Consider the following 18,085-nt stretch of genomic DNA (forward strand, 5'->3'; position numbering starts at 1 on the left):
CGTGTTTTTATATATATAAATAAAAGGATTTCTGCGAGCACTCATAACAATTAATGTAAAATAAACATGGAAATCATAAACATTCAATTGAATTAAAACAAAACTAATGTTAAAATATTTTTAACGATTCAAATACTCAGATTTAACTCAAAGAATCTGGCATATTATATGCAGTGGGGTCTGCGCTTATTTCCGCCATTTATCATGCGTCTGGCCCATAATCAGGCATGTAAATCAAGATAAGATGTGGCTCATAAGGTTTAGCCGACATCTAAAATTTCGTTTATTAATAAAGTGAGAAACATGCTAAAAAGCATAAACAGGAGGCCTCATGATCGAATTTAGACCCATAACAAATGAAAATTTTAGAACCTGTATAGAACTCAGTCCGGGAGAAGCGGGGAAAAAATTTGTTGCAGAAAATGTTATCAGCATTGCCCAGGCCTATGTGGCCATGACACAGAAGACATGTATCCCTATGCCTTATGCAATTTACAATGATGAGACCATGGTTGGTTTTATGATGATGTCATTTATAAGAGCTGACCAAGATGAAGACATTGATGAAGATATTTATGAGATTTGGCGTTTCATGATTGATGAAAGTCAGCAGGGAAAAGGCTATGGCAAGGCTTCTCTTTTGAAGGCCATTGAAATGATAAAGACCTACCCACACGGAAAGGCTGACAAGATTTATTTGTCTTATGTTCCTGGCAATGAGACAGGAAGTGGACTCTATAAATCTGTCGGATTTGTAGAGACAGGAAACATGGACCGCGGCGAAGTCGTCATGGTTTATGATTTAAAGAAAAACTAGGAGAAATCATGTTCGGATTAGACAGAAAAATATTTAAGGGCGCCTATAAATACTTTATTGGTGCCGGTGTCAGTATTTTCTTTGCGGCTGTCTTTCAGCTGTTAAGCCCAATTATTATAAAGCTTATTATTGATGTGAATATAGAAAAAGTGCCCGTGGAAGATCCTATCCTTGCAAGAATTGGAGACCTGCTTTTCAGCAGTGATGCACTGATGACCAATCTATTTGTCGCAGCGGGAGTTATTGTCTTTTTCTCGATTGCCCGGGGGCTCACCCTTTACTTTAAGGGAAAACTTGCGGCTATAGGTGCAGAAAAAGTCGCCAAACGGCTAAAAGATGAACTCTTTGGACATATTCAAGCTTTGGATTATAAGTTCCATGTAAACACGGAAACAGGAGACCTCATTCAAAGGGCAACCTCAGATGTGGAAACCATTCGAAAGTTTCTTGCCAACCAAATTATTGAGGTGGTTCGCGCTATATTCCTTCTCGTGGTTGTCACTGTTTTTATGCTAAGTCTGAGCGTTAAATTAACGGCTTTTGCCCTATCTCTTATCCCTATAATCATTGCCTACTCCTATTTCTTTTTCTTGATTGTTAAAAAGGGATTTGTGAAGGTGGAAGAGGCGGAATCTGAGTTTACAACCGTAGCCCAGGAAAATCTTTCAGGGGTTAAGGTCGTTAGGGCCTTTAATCGAAAAGCCTTTGAAAAAGACAAGTTTGATCAAAAAAATAGAAAATTCACGGATGAACTCTTTAAGCTCATTCGAAACATGGGATTCTACTGGGGCATTAGTGATTTCTTGTGCTTCTTACAGGTCATGATTACCGTTGTAGCGGGTACGTATTTTGTTGTGGACGGGCAAATCACTGTAGGGACATTCGTTGCCTTTGTAAGTTACGGAAATATGATTATTTGGCCTGTAAGAATGATGGGGCGACTCCTTACGGATTTTGGAAAATCCAAAATTGCAGGTGGAAGAATCCATGAAATTCTAATGGAAAAACAAGAAGATGTCACAGGTATAAGACCTGATTTAAAGGGAGAAATGGCCCTAAAAGATGTCCATTTTTCATACGGTGACACCAAGGTCTTAAGAGGTGTTGACCTATCTGTCAAACCAGGACAGATCGTGGGTATAGTTGGACCGACTGGATCAGGTAAAACGACTTTAGCAAATGTCCTAATCGGTATGCTGACACCTGAAGAGGGGGCGGTGACCATAGACGGAAAATCCCTTAAGGACATTGATAAAAAGCATCTGCGTAAACAAGTATCCTTGGTTATGCAAAACACCTTTCTTTTTGCCAAGTCTCTTGAAGAAAACATTAAGATTTCCAGTGACCATCTAGGGCGAGAGGACGTGGAAAAGGCAGCCAAGGTTTCATCGATCCATGACAGCATTATGGGATTTGAAGAGGGTTACGAAACCCTAGTGGGTGAAAAAGGTGTTTCTTTATCTGGTGGACAAAAGCAAAGGGTGGCCATTGCTAGAAAAATCATTGAAGATTCCAAGCTTATTATTTTTGATGATTCTCTAAGCGCTGTGGATACGGATACAGAAATTAAGATTATAGAAGCTTTGAAAACACTAAAGGACACGCTGGGAATCGTCCTAATATCACATAGAATCACATCTGTGATGGATGCTGATGTGATTTATGTTCTTGAAGATGGGCTTATTACAGACCACGGCACGCATGAAGAACTCAAGGTCAGAAATGATTTTTATAAGGAAGTTTGTGACGTTCAGGAAGCAGGCTACAGGGAGGAAAAACATGCTTAAACAACATAAGAAATTAATCATGTACCTCTTTAAGCCATTTACGGGTCGCTTCGTTTTGCTGTCAGCCCTACTCATGCTTATTGCGGTACTGGATGCAGCCATCCCCTATGCAACAAAAATTGCGATTGACAGGTTTATAACCCCTATGACAACAGAGGGGCTCGTACCGTTTGCGACCCTATATGCGGGCATTATACTTGTCTTTGGGACTTTGATTGTCATATTTATAATCCTTGCCGGTAAGCTTGAGTCAGGCATTGCTTACAGGCTGAGAAAAGAATCTTTTGATAGGATGCAGGACTACAACTTTTCCTACTTTGATGAAGAGGGGGTTGGCAAAGTTCTTTCAAAGATCACATCAGATATTGGCAAGCTTTCAGACATTATTTCATGGGGGCTTGTGGATCTGGTATGGTCAATAACATTTATGGGGATTATTTTAGGCGTCATGTTCGTCATCAACTGGCAGCTTGCGGCTATAGTATCTATTGTCGTGCCTATTTTGGTTCTAGTGAGTTATTTTTTTCAAAAGAGAATTTTCTTTATGCAAAAAGATGTGAGAAAGCTCAATTCAGAAATTATTAGACTCATTAATGAAGGCATCACTGGGGCAATCACATCAAAGACCCTTGTTACGGAAACTAAGAACACTGGTGAGTTTAAAGAAGTCACTGAAAATATGAAGGACAAGTCCATTAAAAGTGCTGTGCTTTCTAGCATTTATACACCAGTTGCCCTTAACATCGGATCCCTTAGTGTGGCTCTTGTGGTTGTTGCTGGTGGATTCTATCTAGACAATCACTTGATTTCTTTAGGAACACTGATTCTTTTCATTAACTACTCCAGTATGATATTTGACCCCATTACCCAGGTGGCCCGTGTTATTTCTGAAATTCAGGCAGCAAAAGCTGCGGCTGAAAGGGTGCTTAACCACTTGGCACAGGAGAGGTCTATGCATGTGGAAGACCCTGTGGCTCATTTTGATATTAAGGGTGAAATCGACTTTGAAAATGTTGATTTTTCATACGATGCCAGAGAAACTGTGCTGACGGACTTTAATCTCAAGGTGGGGGCGGGGGAAAAAATAGCCCTAGTCGGAGAAACAGGATCAGGTAAAAGCACAATCGTCAATTTAATTTGCAAGTTTTATGCACCAACTGGTGGACGTATGAAGCTCGATGGTGTGGACTACAGCGACATCGAAAAAGAATTTGTCCAGTCTAACCTAGGCTATGTGCTTCAGACACCGCAATTATTTAGTGGAACCATCCGGGAGAATATTCGCTATGGCAGGCTAGATGCCACAGATGAAGAAGTGGAAGCAGCAGCACGCTTGGCTCAGTCAGAGGACTTTATACTCAAGTTAGAAGAGGGCTTTGAAACAAAGGTTGGAGAAGGCGGTGCCAAACTTTCCTCAGGGGAGAAACAGCTCATTTCCATTGCACGAGCCATTCTTGCTGATCCAAAAATATTTGTTCTTGATGAGGCCACATCTTCAATAGACGTAAATACGGAAAAGCGTATTCAAAAGGCCATTGAGAATGTACTGGCTCACCGAACCAGCTTTATTATTGCCCACAGGCTTTCAACCGTAAAATTTGTAGACAGAATCATTCTGATTGCAGATGGCAAGATCAAAGAGATGGGGAGCCATAGAGACCTTATGCGAAAAAAAGGCGCTTATTATCAGCTTTATATGAACCAGTTTGTATAGCATGCACCACTGTCGAGCCGTAGACTTATTGGTATGGGCTATGGCTGATAAATATATATTATGGCACTGGGATGAGTGGAAACTCTTCCTAGTGCCTTTTTAAGGTCTGGATCGATTAGAACCATGGTGAAAACCTTGTGATGTCGTTGAAGTATATACTGATTGAGATAATAGAAGCTTTACTTTTAATAGGAAAGGTAATATGATACCTTTATGAAGGAGTAAAATTATGAATAATAGAAATTTAGATGAAGATTTTTTTAATAGGCAATTAAATAGGGCGAAAGATCTTTCTAATTGTGGTGCTTATGATAAATGCTATGAGACGCTTAAGGCATTGGTGGAGTGCGGATATTCCTGTCCGTTAGATTGGGAGAGGTTCGCACCTTTAAAAGACCTTGAAGGGTTTGAAAGTCTTAAGAAAACAAATAATAAAATAATAGATGAGACCAATCAACATACAGCGATGAGATATTTTATTGACTATCCAGAAAATTATTCAAACAAGAGGGCGTATCCCTTGCTGATAATCTTGCACGGTGACGGATCAGGAAGCAACATAAACACGTTCCGAAATTTTTGGAAGCCCTATCAAGACGTAAGAAAGAAGTTCTTAAATTTATATATACAGTCTTCACAGTTCCTATACAGTTTCAACTATGGTTGGCTGAATGATCCTGACAAGGCGCGAAGGGATATTAGAAAGGCATTTGAAGAGATCGGCCACTCACATCCTATAAAGAGGGATAGCGTAATCATTGGTGGTTTTTCTGGTGGCGCAATTACAGCAATCGATATAGCTCTATCAGAGACTATTCTAGTAAAAGGTTTTATAAGCATATGTCCAGTAATGAAGCCAGAATCATTTTCGATGGAGACTGTAATATCTGCTAAAAATAGAAATTTGAAAGGTGTTTTTATTGAGGGTGAGAATGAAATACCCGTTCATGCAGAAGAGGATATGATTCGTGTGTTCCAAAAATCAGGAATGGCGTATCAGTATTACATCAATAATGATGCCGGCCACAACATACCGGAGGCTTTAGAAGGATTTCTTCAAAAATCCTTGGTGTTTATAAGGGATTCACTTCAGTAAAACCACAGGAGGGTGTATGAATAATAAGAGACTAAACGAGGTTGCATCAAGTCAAGCGCCTGGGCTGGGACACTGTTATGATCCCAATCAGAGCAAACACAGTATGACGGTAGAACGTCCTAAAAAAAAGAGTGGCTTGTTCCCTATGACAAAAAAAATCTTAAAAAACCACTTGCAAAAAAGTTTAGAATCAAAAATCAGTAAGCGTCATATATAATTTAGCGAGTCTATTAAAGAGACGACTTATGAAGGCATACAATAAAATATCAAACAAATGTCAGACAGATGAAAAGACATTATTGAACCACTAAGAGGTGAAACCATTTGAAAGAAGAAGCCCTACTTAAGAAAAAAGCAGACATTATTGGACAAGTGTTTTGTTCTGCAAACATGTTGCAATTTATATCAGATAGAAGTTTCAAGGAAGACAACTTAACAACAAAACAGTGGATGCTCTTAGCCACAATGGAGAAATTTTTTGATGAACCACCTGGAATCAAAGATTTGGCTAGTAAGATGGGACTAAGCCACCAAAACGTGAAGCAGTTGGCTCTTAAACTAGAAAAATCGGGCTTTGTCAGACTTATAAAAGATGACAAAGACAAGAGAATCTCCAGAATTCATAGAACGGATAAAGTGGAGAGGGTCTTTGGTGCTAGATACCATAAAGATAAGGACATGATTGAGCGAATTTTTGAGGAATTTGAGCCTGTAGAGATTATCAGCTTGTTTGATGGTCTTAATAAATTAATCGATAAATTATCAGAAGTGGATGGCAAGAACAGTTTCTAAATAAGAGCGTTGAGCCTCTAGGTAAGGAGAAATTCTATGTTAAGTAAAATAATAGATACAGAATTAGCGTATTTGAAATGTTTTTGTGAAACAGAAAGTGATCAAGCATCCATCCGTTTTAAGGACGATCAGTTAAAGGATATGCACTCTCATCACTTTAACTATATACCTGAAGACATATCTGATGAAGTGTTCGTAGAAGAAGTGAAAAGGGCAGTGACACAAAAGAAAAGCTTGGGACAAAGTAATTTTAGGATTTTGACACATAAAGATATATCAAAGGATCTTCTTTCCCAGTTGCCCATGATGGCTGAGGGTGAAAAATTTGATTATTATGGCATAGAAACTAAAAACTATCAAGCGATTGGATCCCGTGAAGATGCAAGGCTTGAACTGGTTAAGGATCAGATCACAGAAGAACATGGAAAGTATGTTGATGTGGCTGCAAATTATATGCATATGACCATGGATTTTGCCATAAGGCGGATAAATAGAAAGTTTAAAGTATATATGGATGAAAACATCCCTTTAAGCTTATATGTCTGCTATGACAAAAATGAACCGGTAGGAAACTGTGAAGCCTTTATAAATAGGGACATTATGAAAATTGAGGACTTTGATATTTTGGAGATGTATCAGCGAAAAGGGTTTGGATCGCATGTTCTTAGGCACTTGCTTGAAAGGGCTTTATCTCAGAATATTGAGTTTGCATACCTTGTCACTGATCATAATGACACTGCAAAGACTATGTATGAGAAGTGCGGCTTTACACTCATGGGACACAGAACAGAGTTAAGCTTTAAAATAGAATAGGTCATTTAAAAGATAAATCAAAGCGATGGACTAGGGATATTTCCCCGGTTTATCGCTTTTTTTATTGGCTTCTCACGGATTTTTCAATAGAGACTCTAGGGGGCAATAGAGACTTATGGGGCGTTCAGTAGAGACTTAAGGATTTTCAAGCCAATAAGGCTTTTTATAAAGATTGTTATAGATAGGATGTTTTACAAGGCCAATAATTACTATTTTTAAATAGGGGTAATAAGTGTATATAGGATGTAAATAATGTCAGGAGTGAGATGCATGAAAGAAAAACGTGTTATTTTTGTGGTCATTATTCTTATTATGGCACTGGTTGGATACGGTGCATATATGAACAACAGAAAAGTTTATGTTGGCTTTGCCGCTGGTCTAAGTGGGCAGTGGTCCCAGCTTGGTGTGCAGGTTAGAAATGGTTTTTTGCAAGCTGTGGAAGATATAAATGCTGAGGGCGGTATAAATGGGTATGAAATCGTACCAATAATCATTGATGACAAAAATGACAACACATATGCCCAGAGCATGTTAGACAAGTTGAATGACAATAAGGTTGACTTCTTTGTAGGCTTCTCTGTAAGTTCAATGACACTGACGGTTGAGTATTTCATGGAAAATTCGGACATGCTTATAATCAGTCCTACAATGAGTACCAATGACTTGTCAGGGATTGATGATAATTTTATTCGAATATGCAATGCCAGTTCGGAAGAAGCATATAAACTGGTTGATATGTTAAAAGATGAGGGCCTTCATGAGTTTTCCATTCTATATGATATATCCAATCGACCCTACACAGAACCCCTTCATGACATTATTGTAAATGATACTTTAGACAGTGACTTGAAACTTGTCCTTGATAGACCCTTTAATTCCCATGATGATGACTACGACGTCTTAGTGGATGAGGTTGTGAAGTCTCAGGCCAAGCAAGTTGTAATATTGGCCTCTGGTGTGGATACGGCAGACTTGGTTCAGCGGCTAAGAATAAAGGGCAGTCAAGCTGTTTTTTATAGCAGTGCTTGGTCAACCACACGGGATCTACTTGAAAATGGCGGTAAGGCCATTGAGGGTATGCGGGTTGTGGGGCTTTATGATATTGCTTCAGAAAGACCAGAATACTTGGAATTCAGACAAACCATGATAGATAAGTTTGATGCAGATCCCACATTTTCTCAAATTTTCGGCTATGAATCTTTAGTGGTTTTAAAACAAGCGGTTGAGCATGTGGACTCATTTGAAGTGAACAAGGTTAAGGAAGCAATTCTGGAACTAAAAGAGTTTCAGGGCCTACAGCAAAAGCTAGTTTTTAATGTCTATGGAGACATGGAAAGAGATTATTTTACCTATGAAATAAGAAATGGTCAATTTGTTGACAAGGATTAGTGACACTTGATTAAAATCTAATGACAAATATGAGGGATACCTATGAAACAAAGCCAAACAAATACTGACAGCATAAAAGATAGAATGATATCGGTGAACATTTATAAAGCCTGGGTTCCAACCATTCTACTGGCTTTAGTTCTTATGCTTGTAAGCGTTTCTTTTTCAGGGTATCAAATCTTTATAAGGTCTCAAGATGTTATCCACTCAATTGAGTCATCCATTGCCACATATCTTGAAAGGTATATCAGCAGTTTAGATGAAGTTTACTATGCAATTTATAAGCAAAATCCCTCAAAGGTAAGGATGCAGAAAGCCTTAGACGCCTATAACGAAAGCAACAGGGATCTTATAAAAATATGGGTTATTGATGAAATGGGACGTTCTGAAATCGGCACGCCGTACGCGTCAACAGACAGTGGCTATGACCATTCAGGGCATGAGTATTTCTATGGGTTAGAAGATGAGGGACAAATAATTTGGTCGGATGTTTTTATTGTGATTGGATCAAATGAACCAGTCGTCACTGTTTCAAAGAAATTTGAAGATGCAGTGGTTGTGCTTCGAATAAATTTAAAAGATTTAACCGACTATCTGAGTGTCTTTGATATTAGTGAAAATTCCAGTATAGCAGTGACAGACTCAAGGGGAGCCTACTTGGCTCACACAGACGGTTCTTTTGTTGCAACAAGGGCCTATGACCCTAACCGAATAAATCTTATGTCTGTAAGACGGGACTATGTTGACTATAATAATAAATTTATGTATGCCTATCATACATTACTGGGAGACACGCAGTGGAGTATTATATATTACCAGTCTTTGTCAGATTTTATGATGCCCATCGTATTTATCATAATCAGTGGTCTTATTATTTTGGTTGTGATCGGATACAGGGCTGTATCAGCAGTCATGAAGCTCAATAACGATATATTATTTGAATTAAATGGACTTGTAGATTGGACCAAGAGAGTTAGCCTAGGAGCCTATGACAGGTCGCCGCGAAAGCACTCATTTGATGAGTTTGAACAGCTTTCATCTTCTTTTCATAAGATGATTAATGACATTTTAAATCGTGAGCTAGAACTTCGCAGCAAGAAACAAGAAATTGTTGAAATCAATGAGAGTCTTGAACTCGAAGTGCAAAAACGCACCCATGATTTAGAAATGTCCCTTGAGGAACTCAAGAAGACACAGAGGCAACTTGTGGTCAAAGAGAAGATGGCCTCACTTGGAAATTTAGTGTCTGGTGTGGCTCACGAACTTAATACACCAATTGGAGTGGCTGTAACAGCGGCTTCATACCTTGAAAAGAAGAATCAAGATATCCATGAAAAACTTGTCACATCAAGTGTTAATAAGCACAGTTTTATTGAGTATATTGGAATTGTGGATGAGAGCAGTCAAATAATCCTAAGAAATATGGAAAGGGCCTCAGAGCTTATTCAGAGCTTTAAAAAAGTGGCCATAGATCAAGAAAAGATGACCATGGAAGCTATGGATCTTAAAACCGTTGTTGAAGCGACGGTCATGTCCTATAGTGTGGAGTTAAAGAACCATGGCGTCCAGTCTGAACTTAAGTTTGAGGGAGACTTAAAGGGATATTCTTATCCAGGGGCGATTTCTCAAGTCCTTGCCAACCTTATTCAAAACAGTTTAATGCATGCATTTCAGGATGAAAATAATAACATTGAAAGGGCAACTATTGGTATTGAGTGTGCTTCAAGCCCTGTATCCAAGTATTATGAAATTCGTTACTGGGACAATGGTAGGGGGATAGATGAAAGTCACATTGAAAAAATATATGATCCCTTCTATACCACTGCACTTAATTCTGGAGGAACGGGGCTTGGAATGAATATTGTTTATAATTTGATAACAGGCCTTCTAAAAGGTGAAATAAGATATGATCGAAAAGATGCTAAAGGCGTTAATTTTATAATTACCATACCTAAGCACCTTTAGTTTTATAAATGGTTCTAAAAAGCCAGACAGCAAATGGGAACAGAAGCGATGGAGATGGTGACATGTATAGAAAAATCAATCAAATAATAGGCCTGTTTATGGTGACCTTGATGATTGGAATGACAGGCATTTATGCCTTCGGTCTTGATGATGAGGGATTAAAGGGACAAAGCGTTCTGGTCTTACATTCCTATTCAGAAGATTTCATCTGGACAAGAGACTTGCAAGAGTCCATAAGAGAAAGTTTTGAATCCATTCAAGATCCCTTTACAATGCGCATAGAATATATGGATTCAAAGAATGCTTATACAGATGCCATCAAAGAAAGGCTTTTTGACCTGTATAGGACCAAATATGCTCCAGGTGATTTTGACATTGTAATTGCCACAGACAACATTGCCTATAATTTTCTGCTCGAATATAAAGAGACATTGTTTGGAGATATTCCTGTTGTAGCGACAGGGATTAACAACACTCATCTTATTGAAATGAAAGACAGATTCTATGTTATAGAAGAAAAGCCGGATTATGAAGCCACCATAGATTTAGCTATAAGGCAAAATCCAGAAGCAGATGATTTCTATATCATACTTGATGAAACCACAACCAGTCAGTTGGTCAAAGCAGAACTTGATCAGGTATTAAAGGGGTATAAGAATGACTTTAAGATCACCTATATTCGTGACCTTAGTGAGAGCACGGCACTGGATATGATAGAAGGGCTAGACCAGACAGATATACTTTTGTTTGGACTTTACTTTACTGACCCGGATGGAACCGCCTACACTTATTATGACAAACCACGACAAGTGGCTCAAATGGCAAATACACCAGTCTATGTATTTTGGGACTTTCAACTTGGTTGGGGGACTCTTGGGGGGAAAGTGGCCCATGCAAGTGTTTATGGAGAACGTGCTGTCGACAATGCAGAGAAACTTTTAAGCGGTCGTGAAATCGCTGAAATTTACTATGATGAAGGCTTATTCGGAGAATATATTTATGATTATGAGGTCAGTCAGAGATACAATTTGAGTGACTTCCCCAAAGAAGCCATTGCCATGAACAAACCCCAAACCTATTTTGAAAAAAATAGAGACCTAATTATGGCTTTCATAACGACAACGGCGGTTTTGCTACTAGTAATGCTACTTCTCATTCTAGTTATTAAGCAAAAAATGGATAACTTAAGCAAAGATGAAAACATAATAGAGCTCAATAAGGAAGTGATTGAAACCCAAAAGGATCTTATTACAACCTTAGGAGATGTTATTGAAACAAAGTCAGAGGGCACTGCCAATCATGTAAAGCGGGTATCACTTATTACAAGATTACTCGGCGAAAAATATGGTTTGAGTGACAGGGATTTAGATATTCTTGAAATGACATCTCCTATGCATGATGTTGGGAAAATTGGCATATCAGAAGACATATTAAGTAAAAAGGGTAAACTCACTAAAGAGGAATTTGAGACCATGAAGTTTCATACCATGATTGGTCATGAAATTCTAAAAAATCAAAACAAGGAAATACTCAATTATGCCTCGATTATTTCAAAACAGCATCATGAGCACTGGGATGGGACAGGGTATCCCGATGGAATAAAGGGAGATGATATTCATATAATGGCCCGTATCACTGCAGTTGCTGATGTGTATGATGCCCTAAGAAGCAAGCGAACCTATAAGGAAAGTTGGCAGGTAAAGGATGTTATAGACTTTTTCAAAGAGGAGAAGGGCAAGATATTTGATCCAAAACTTGTAGATATACTTTTAAATCATGTGGATGACATAGAATCCATGCGAGAAAAATATTCAGATACACATTCAAGATCAATGGACCTTCTTAATCAGAAAGTATAATTTCAACCAGCATCATAAATATATCAATTGTTTATAAGGAAGTGACGAGGGTATTTATAAAAAATACTAAAAAGGTATACAATGAGAGGTGGATTTTATGACTTCCTATCAAAAAAAGCATATTGATGAAGAAACTTTAGAAGAATATGAGACCTTACACACAAATTTTATAGGTAATCATCATGAAGATGAGGACACACTGGATAAATATATGCATGACTTCCTCATCGAATCATCTGAAAAAGAGCTATAAATTTAAGGGATTGATATTTGAATGTTATTTGAATGATATTTTGTAAGTCGCTCACTTAAAAGATCTATGAAAACTTTTTGATTTCATAGATCTTTTCTTGAGAAGTTATGGGCGTTTTTTATCAAGGAGAAAGCATCAATAAGAAAAATATGTGTGCAAGATGTGTAGGAAAGCTATTAGAAAACCCGAGAGCTATGCAGTTAAATAGAAAGCGAGCGTTACTATGGAGAATAAAAAGAAAGTGTTTGAGAGCTATAAAATAAATAATAAACTTGAACTACGCAACAGACTTGTCATGGCGCCTATGACGACTTGGAGTGGAAACGGTGACGGTTCTGTTTCAGAGGCAGAGCTCAAATATTATAGACATAGGAGTGAAGGCGTGGGTGCCATTATTACTGCAACCACTTATCTTGAACCACACGGAAAAGGGTTCTCGGGACAATTTTATGGAGGGGAAGATGAAACACTGCCTTCCTTGAAAGCGCTTGCTGATACAATACATAAAGGAGGCGCAAAAGCTATTTTGCAGGTATTCCATGCTGGGCGAAAAGCCAATCCTAAAGATATGCCTGATGGTCTTACAGTGAGTGCGTCAAATGTTGCAGCAAAACGAACGCCAGACAATGTCCCAAGAACTATGACAGAAGAAGAGATTTTGTCGACTATTGACGCATTTAGGAAGTCGGTCAAAAGAGCTTATGAAGCGGGTTTTGACGGCATTGAAATCCATGGAGCCAACACCTATTTGCTCCAGCAGTTTTATTCGCCACATTCCAATTACAGAATTGATAGGTGGGGAGGCGATCGGGTAGAGCGTTATACCTTTTTAAATGAGGTCATCCAAGCTTGTTTGGATGAAAGGGATAAGCTGTCGAAGGAAGACTTTATTGTTGGCTATAGATTCTCACCAGAAGAAAACTCCAATCCGGGGATCACTCTGGAAGACACGGACTACCTTATTGACAGACTGTGTGAAAGTGATTTGGACTATCTCCACATTTCATTGGCAGACTATAGACAAACCTCCATCCGTGATGAAAAAAGCACAGAAATTATATTGGAACGTGCTGTGAAACGTATTAATCACAGGAAACCATTTATAGGGGTTGGAAGCGTTTATAAAATGCAAGATGCCCAGATGATCCTTGATTATGGTGCTGAAATAGTGGCTCTTGGCAGGCAACTTCTTATAGATGGAAAGTCCGTTGAAAAATGGGCCAGTGATCAATTGGCTAATGAACTGTATAGTCCACAAAGAAAAGAAGAAGAGCATATTCCTTCCCAGCTTCATGATCGCATCATGAAAACACCTAACTGGGTGCCTAAAAAAGAATAATTTTCATATCCTATTATTCATTGTCACCACAACAGCCCCTCGTTTGTTTCTAGCCTGGACACGGTGATGGGCATCTTGAATACGGGTTATATCGAAAACATCGCCAACTAAGGGTTTTAAAAATCCTTGTTGTGATATTTGGCTAAAGAAATCAATATCTTCTGATGTTGACTTGGATACATCAAATATAAAACGCTTATTTTGACTTTTTTTAGCGCTTTCAATGAGAAGTGGCAATCTTGCAAGAGTGCCAGTGTAACTGCCCCCATTATGAAGAATAGACTTTATGCCACTTATTGTTGTATTGCAAACCATATCAAGAATAATATCGAATTTAAGGTTGTTTTTACTGCAATATTCAATGAGGGTTTGTTTCTTATAATCTATGATATGGTCTGCGCCAAGTTCTTTTACGTAATCTGTATCGCTGGTGCCACAAACCCCTGTAACGTTTGCGCCGAAGTATTTAGCGATTTGAACTGCGTAGGCCCCCACTCCGCCAGCCGCTCCAATAATGAGAACGCGCTTGTGAGAGTTTATGTTGGATTTTTTCAAAAAGTATAGGGCTGTGATTGGTCCAAACACAAGGGATGCAGCTTCTTCATGACTTAAATGATCTGGCTTGAGTGAGATGGTTTCATCTTCAAATATTGTGAGAAACTGAGCATGCGTTCCTGAGTTGATCCCAAATGACCCATAAACTTCATCTCCAACTTGAAATTTGGTAACAGCCTTTCCAACTTGGGCAACACGCCCTGAAAAAGTTGTACCAAGAATCTTGTTTTTAGGTGTGATAGGTCCTGCAAAAAGTCTGGCAATAAAGGGGTCACCACTTCTTAAATGACAGTCTCCGGAGTTGACCGTGGTAGCAAATACCTCAACCAGAACTTGTCGGTCCTGTGGTACAGGTCGGGGCACATCTTCTATAAGCAAAACATCTGGACGACCAAATTTGTGGTAGCGGACGGCTTTCATCATTTTATCTTTCATGTCTTCACTCCATTCTCATACGTGTAAGGTATTTATCTTTGAGAACATTATATAAAGACTGAGAAAAGTTTTCATTGACTTAAGTTAATACAATCACTGTCCCTTGGCAATACGTTTTTTTATGCGACTCAGGGACTCTGGTTTTATGCCTAAGTAACTGGCCAATTGGTGCTGGGGAACTCTGTCAATGAGACCGGGTCTTTTTTCAAGCAGATTTTTGTAACGGGCTTCAGGCGATAGAGAGGCATAGTTATAGAGGGATTCATTGATCTCGCCAAGTTTTTCTCCCATCATAAGATTGACCATATCTTTGAGGGCACCAAATTTCTCAAACATGACCTCCTCACTGCTAGAAGGACTATAGATAAGAATACAGTCTTCAAGGCAGGTCAAGGTGTATTTTGAAGTTTGATCATGAATGCTTTCGTTAAAGATATTGATCCACTGTTCTTCTGTATAAAACTCACTGGTGACTTCATCACCATCTTCATTGATTCGGTATTGGCGCACACATCCTGAAATGACATAAATGCAGTACTCTGCCATTTGTCCTTGGTGGAGTAAAATGTCGCCTTTTTGAAAGGTTTTTATGGGGATGTTGCTGACCACTTCTTCTAAAGCAGCGTCATCCATGTCTGTATAGGATTTTAAGTATTTAACCAGTTGTTGATCTATTGTTTTATCTCTCAATGGAAAAATCCTTTCTTTATAAATAAGTATTTTACATGTGCTTGAGTCTAGTTATAGAATACACTAAAATCGTCTATTTAATCTAACTAATAAATGAAATTGTCCTTTCCAATAAATAAATACAGCTTGTGATAAAGCCGTCTTTAAAGTTAGGTTGTAAAGAAGATAATATAATTGCCGATATTGTATAATGAGGTCTACTGGAAATGGTATAAAAGAATGATTAAAGCTAGGGGATTGTATGAAAAAAATTGCGATTATGACTTGTGATAAGTTAAAAGATAAATGTTCTGGCACCCACTGTTTTGAAGCCTTTCATTCAAGATCTAAGGCATTTGAGATATACAGAGACAAGGAAGCACAAATATGTGCCTTTTTTAGCTGTAATGGATGTGGTGAAAAGTTGACGGAGTCTATGGACTATATACTGAATCAATTGCTGCTCAAAGAGGTAGACACCATCCATATGGCCCTTTGTATAGATGTTGAGTGTTACAGACATAGTGAAATCGAAAATGTTCTTTTAGAAAAAGGATTCAATGTGGTTTTGGGGTCTCATTGATGTGTGACTGAGAAAACTTTATAGGCGTATATGTCGGCTTATGATATGTGATTAAAATGTTATGATGATTATAAGAGGTTTTGTTGATATAGAATAGTCATTAAAAAGGAGCATAGAAATGGAAACTGTTTTTTATAAATGCGACACATGTGGTTTTACCCATCAAGTGCCTTCATACTGGACGGGGTTTGCACCGGAAAAAGAAATTGAAATGGAACATATCAACCTAGAATCAAAGGATATGTGCCTTGATACTACACTAAAGTTGATTGAAGGATAGATTTAAAAAGACCATAACAAAAGTCTTGTACAGTAGAAGTATTTTAGATTCTGTAGTTAGAACTTTTATAAGGCCAGTCATACTCTTTTGCTATACATAGGAAAAGATGAATATGAGGGGAATGACTCCTAAAATGCCTAAAGAAATTTTGGGGGTTAGAAAATTAAAATTTGATAGAATGGTTTTAAGCATGTGGATAACGTTTTATTCGCATGCTTTTTTTGTTTCAATATGGGATTTTGCTTTGAGGGTCATGGGGATTTTATGATATACTGAACCATGTAAAAAATATCCAGTAAATTAACCATTGTATTTTCTAATGTAAAATATGGTATTAAATAGTATTTTGTGAATGACTGATCAATCAGGGGGAAAATTATGTTTAAGAAAATGACGGCACTACTACTGACAGGCACACTGCTTATGGGACAAATGACTTTTGCAGCAGAACTTTCAAAGTTAGAATACACAAAGCAACTCGTAAAAGGCCTGGGCTTTGAGGTTAAAAGCGCTGAAGAAGCCTACAATAGAAAAACAAGTGAAAGTGAAGACATTATCTACACAGCCTTCCAAATGGGTCTACTCAAAGGTGTTTCGTGGGATTTTGAAAGTCCGATGACTGAGGAAGAGCGTGAGGTTATTCTTGGGAATGCTATGGGGATTCATGAGAAAAACAAAGGCAGTAAAGACAAATCCGATTCAAATAAATCAGATCAGGAAGATGAAGTTTCAACGGAATATACGTCAAATTCAGAAACCGTTGAATACGACTTTTCAACACCATATGGCGAAATCAAAAAGCCCACAGACATTAATGTGAATGACAACATATGGACAGATGAAGAATTTCATAATTTGCTTATAGAAAATCCTAGAATGTTCAAAAGGTCGAAAATTGCTAGAGATAATGAAGATGCTAAAACTGCCGAATACTGGGGAGAAGAGTGGTATTACAATACAGATACAAAAAGTATCATGGTGTGTAAAGATTTTGTTGGAAAGAATGAAGACGGGCGCAATGTCTATAACTATATCGACCTAGATGAAGTCACAAATGGTCGGGGTGTTGCTATCATGAAAGCACTTCTTTATCACGCACAACAACATAACATGAATTTGCAGTTTATGCCCCAATATGATTCAAAACAATTGAGAATCAGAATTTCTGAAAAGGATCATGGTGGTGGCAATATTATCTTCCTTATTACCTATGCACCAGAGAAACGAGATTTTTTATATGGAGACATAGAAGGCTATGATTCCTCTATCAACCCAGTTGAAACAGAGTGGATGATAGAGCGTCTTTGGGACTGGAATATTTATTACGATAATGGACTGCATAATAAAGATTTCTCTAGGGAAGAACACCGAGATTACATTATGTCTTATGATTTTGCAGATCAAAATTATGCAGATTTTATGTATGGCATTTGTGATTATATTTATGTAGATGGTATGGATGTTTATAGAGAAATGATGAAAGCCCATATACAAGAAGAATACGAATTTTTTAATGATATAGAAGAGGTAGAGGATCTACGTATAGTGGAGACAGATCACCAGGAAATCTATATAGTCGATCAGAAAATTCATAAAGATATATATGGTGTAACATTTGGAAAGTAGGTGACGTTGTGAAAAAAAGTATATAGCTTTTTTACTCATAATAACAACATTCCTATCCAGTATAAGTTTTGTTATTCATGCAGATCAGCCAACATATGCCTATGATGTGATTC

General features: G+C 38.0%; 17 protein-coding genes. 15 read left to right on the plus strand and 2 right to left on the minus strand.

What is annotated here, in order from left to right:
• The first annotated feature begins 331 nt into the window (after positions 1–331).
• The 12 genes from ACQ4KW_RS02585 to ACQ4KW_RS02640 all read left to right on the plus strand — a co-directional run bounded on the left by ACQ4KW_RS02585 (position 332) and on the right by ACQ4KW_RS02640 (position 13,824).
• Positions 332–817, plus strand: coding sequence for a GNAT family N-acetyltransferase (locus ACQ4KW_RS02585; protein WP_430884974.1), 486 nt, complete (start codon positions 332–334; stop codon positions 815–817).
• Positions 818–825: 8 nt separating this feature from the next.
• Positions 826–2,604: an ABC transporter ATP-binding protein gene (locus tag ACQ4KW_RS02590; RefSeq protein ID WP_430884975.1), complete on the plus strand. Its 1,779-nt coding sequence runs from the start codon at positions 826–828 to the stop codon at positions 2,602–2,604.
• Positions 2,597–4,318: an ABC transporter ATP-binding protein gene (locus tag ACQ4KW_RS02595; RefSeq protein ID WP_430884976.1), complete on the plus strand. Its 1,722-nt coding sequence runs from the start codon at positions 2,597–2,599 to the stop codon at positions 4,316–4,318. The genes ACQ4KW_RS02590 and ACQ4KW_RS02595 overlap by 8 nt, the downstream gene beginning before the upstream one ends.
• A gap of 229 nt (positions 4,319–4,547) precedes the next feature.
• Entirely contained in the window at positions 4,548–5,414 is an 867-nt protein-coding gene (locus ACQ4KW_RS02600) for an alpha/beta hydrolase (protein WP_430884977.1), read from the plus strand.
• A gap of 16 nt (positions 5,415–5,430) precedes the next feature.
• Positions 5,431–5,631, plus strand: coding sequence for a hypothetical protein (locus tag ACQ4KW_RS02605; RefSeq protein ID WP_430884978.1), 201 nt, complete (start codon positions 5,431–5,433; stop codon positions 5,629–5,631).
• A gap of 107 nt (positions 5,632–5,738) precedes the next feature.
• A complete protein-coding gene (locus ACQ4KW_RS02610) occupies positions 5,739–6,206 on the plus strand; it encodes a MarR family winged helix-turn-helix transcriptional regulator (RefSeq protein ID WP_430884979.1) in 468 nt (155 codons plus the stop codon).
• A gap of 36 nt (positions 6,207–6,242) precedes the next feature.
• A complete protein-coding gene (locus ACQ4KW_RS02615; protein WP_430884980.1) occupies positions 6,243–7,019 on the plus strand; it encodes a GNAT family N-acetyltransferase in 777 nt (258 codons plus the stop codon).
• Between the two features lie 270 nt (positions 7,020–7,289).
• On the plus strand, positions 7,290–8,408 hold the full coding sequence (locus ACQ4KW_RS02620) for an ABC transporter substrate-binding protein (RefSeq protein WP_430884981.1): 1,119 nt from the start codon (positions 7,290–7,292) through the stop codon (positions 8,406–8,408).
• A gap of 42 nt (positions 8,409–8,450) precedes the next feature.
• Positions 8,451–10,373, plus strand: a complete 1,923-nt coding sequence (locus ACQ4KW_RS02625) for a sensor histidine kinase (protein ID WP_430884982.1) — start codon at positions 8,451–8,453, stop codon at positions 10,371–10,373.
• A 62-nt stretch (positions 10,374–10,435) separates the two neighbouring features.
• Complete coding sequence (locus ACQ4KW_RS02630; RefSeq protein WP_430884983.1) at positions 10,436–12,232, plus strand: HD domain-containing phosphohydrolase; 1,797 nt, start codon at positions 10,436–10,438, stop codon at positions 12,230–12,232.
• A gap of 97 nt (positions 12,233–12,329) precedes the next feature.
• On the plus strand, positions 12,330–12,485 hold the full coding sequence (locus ACQ4KW_RS02635) for a hypothetical protein (protein WP_430884984.1): 156 nt from the start codon (positions 12,330–12,332) through the stop codon (positions 12,483–12,485).
• Positions 12,486–12,708: 223 nt separating this feature from the next.
• Entirely contained in the window at positions 12,709–13,824 is a 1,116-nt protein-coding gene (locus ACQ4KW_RS02640) for an NADH-dependent flavin oxidoreductase (protein WP_430884985.1), read from the plus strand.
• Between the two features lie 3 nt (positions 13,825–13,827).
• Here ACQ4KW_RS02640 and ACQ4KW_RS02645 read toward each other — a convergent pair whose 3' ends face one another.
• Together ACQ4KW_RS02645 and ACQ4KW_RS02650 are read right to left on the minus strand one after the other, a co-directional pair.
• Positions 13,828–14,814, minus strand: a complete 987-nt coding sequence (locus ACQ4KW_RS02645; RefSeq protein ID WP_430884986.1) for an NAD(P)-dependent alcohol dehydrogenase — start codon at positions 14,812–14,814, stop codon at positions 13,828–13,830.
• Between the two features lie 93 nt (positions 14,815–14,907).
• Entirely contained in the window at positions 14,908–15,504 is a 597-nt protein-coding gene (locus ACQ4KW_RS02650) for a Crp/Fnr family transcriptional regulator (RefSeq protein ID WP_430884987.1), read from the minus strand.
• A 241-nt stretch (positions 15,505–15,745) separates the two neighbouring features.
• On the opposite strand from ACQ4KW_RS02650, the gene ACQ4KW_RS02655 reads away from it, so the two are divergent.
• The 3 genes from ACQ4KW_RS02655 (at position 15,746) to ACQ4KW_RS02665 (ending at position 17,972) form a co-directional block, all read left to right on the plus strand.
• Positions 15,746–16,066, plus strand: coding sequence for a CGGC domain-containing protein (locus ACQ4KW_RS02655; RefSeq protein WP_430884988.1), 321 nt, complete (start codon positions 15,746–15,748; stop codon positions 16,064–16,066).
• A gap of 118 nt (positions 16,067–16,184) precedes the next feature.
• Positions 16,185–16,346, plus strand: coding sequence for a hypothetical protein (locus ACQ4KW_RS02660; protein ID WP_430884989.1), 162 nt, complete (start codon positions 16,185–16,187; stop codon positions 16,344–16,346).
• Between the two features lie 378 nt (positions 16,347–16,724).
• Positions 16,725–17,972 carry a hypothetical protein gene (locus ACQ4KW_RS02665; protein ID WP_430884990.1) on the plus strand — a complete coding sequence of 416 codons (1,248 nt, stop codon included), beginning with the start codon at positions 16,725–16,727 and terminating at the stop codon, positions 17,970–17,972.
• The last annotated feature ends 113 nt before the right edge of the window (positions 17,973–18,085 follow it).

It is taken from the genome of Tianxiuia mixotrophica (assembly GCF_050596425.1).
GTDB lineage: Bacteria > Bacillota > Clostridia > Peptostreptococcales > Acidaminobacteraceae.

Bases quoted from the DNA above. Each gene is read 5' to 3' on its own strand.
- ACQ4KW_RS02635 (WP_430884984.1), top strand. From the start codon at position 12,330: ATGACTTCCTATCAAAAAAAGCATATTGATGAAGAAACTTTAGAAGAA.
- ACQ4KW_RS02585 (WP_430884974.1), top strand. From the start codon at position 332: ATGATCGAATTTAGACCCATAACAAATGAAAATTTTAGAACCTGTATA.
- ACQ4KW_RS02630 (WP_430884983.1), top strand. From the start codon at position 10,436: ATGTATAGAAAAATCAATCAAATAATAGGCCTGTTTATGGTGACCTTG.
- ACQ4KW_RS02605 (WP_430884978.1), top strand. From the start codon at position 5,431: ATGAATAATAAGAGACTAAACGAGGTTGCATCAAGTCAAGCGCCTGGG.
- ACQ4KW_RS02640 (WP_430884985.1), top strand. From the start codon at position 12,709: ATGGAGAATAAAAAGAAAGTGTTTGAGAGCTATAAAATAAATAATAAA.
- ACQ4KW_RS02595 (WP_430884976.1), top strand. From the start codon at position 2,597: ATGCTTAAACAACATAAGAAATTAATCATGTACCTCTTTAAGCCATTT.
- ACQ4KW_RS02660 (WP_430884989.1), top strand. From the start codon at position 16,185: ATGGAAACTGTTTTTTATAAATGCGACACATGTGGTTTTACCCATCAA.
- ACQ4KW_RS02645 (WP_430884986.1), bottom strand. From the start codon at position 14,814: ATGAAAGATAAAATGATGAAAGCCGTCCGCTACCACAAATTTGGTCGT.
- ACQ4KW_RS02665 (WP_430884990.1), top strand. From the start codon at position 16,725: ATGTTTAAGAAAATGACGGCACTACTACTGACAGGCACACTGCTTATG.
- ACQ4KW_RS02600 (WP_430884977.1), top strand. From the start codon at position 4,548: ATGAATAATAGAAATTTAGATGAAGATTTTTTTAATAGGCAATTAAAT.
- ACQ4KW_RS02615 (WP_430884980.1), top strand. From the start codon at position 6,243: ATGTTAAGTAAAATAATAGATACAGAATTAGCGTATTTGAAATGTTTT.
- ACQ4KW_RS02625 (WP_430884982.1), top strand. From the start codon at position 8,451: ATGAAACAAAGCCAAACAAATACTGACAGCATAAAAGATAGAATGATA.
- ACQ4KW_RS02590 (WP_430884975.1), top strand. From the start codon at position 826: ATGTTCGGATTAGACAGAAAAATATTTAAGGGCGCCTATAAATACTTT.
- ACQ4KW_RS02620 (WP_430884981.1), top strand. From the start codon at position 7,290: ATGAAAGAAAAACGTGTTATTTTTGTGGTCATTATTCTTATTATGGCA.
- ACQ4KW_RS02655 (WP_430884988.1), top strand. From the start codon at position 15,746: ATGAAAAAAATTGCGATTATGACTTGTGATAAGTTAAAAGATAAATGT.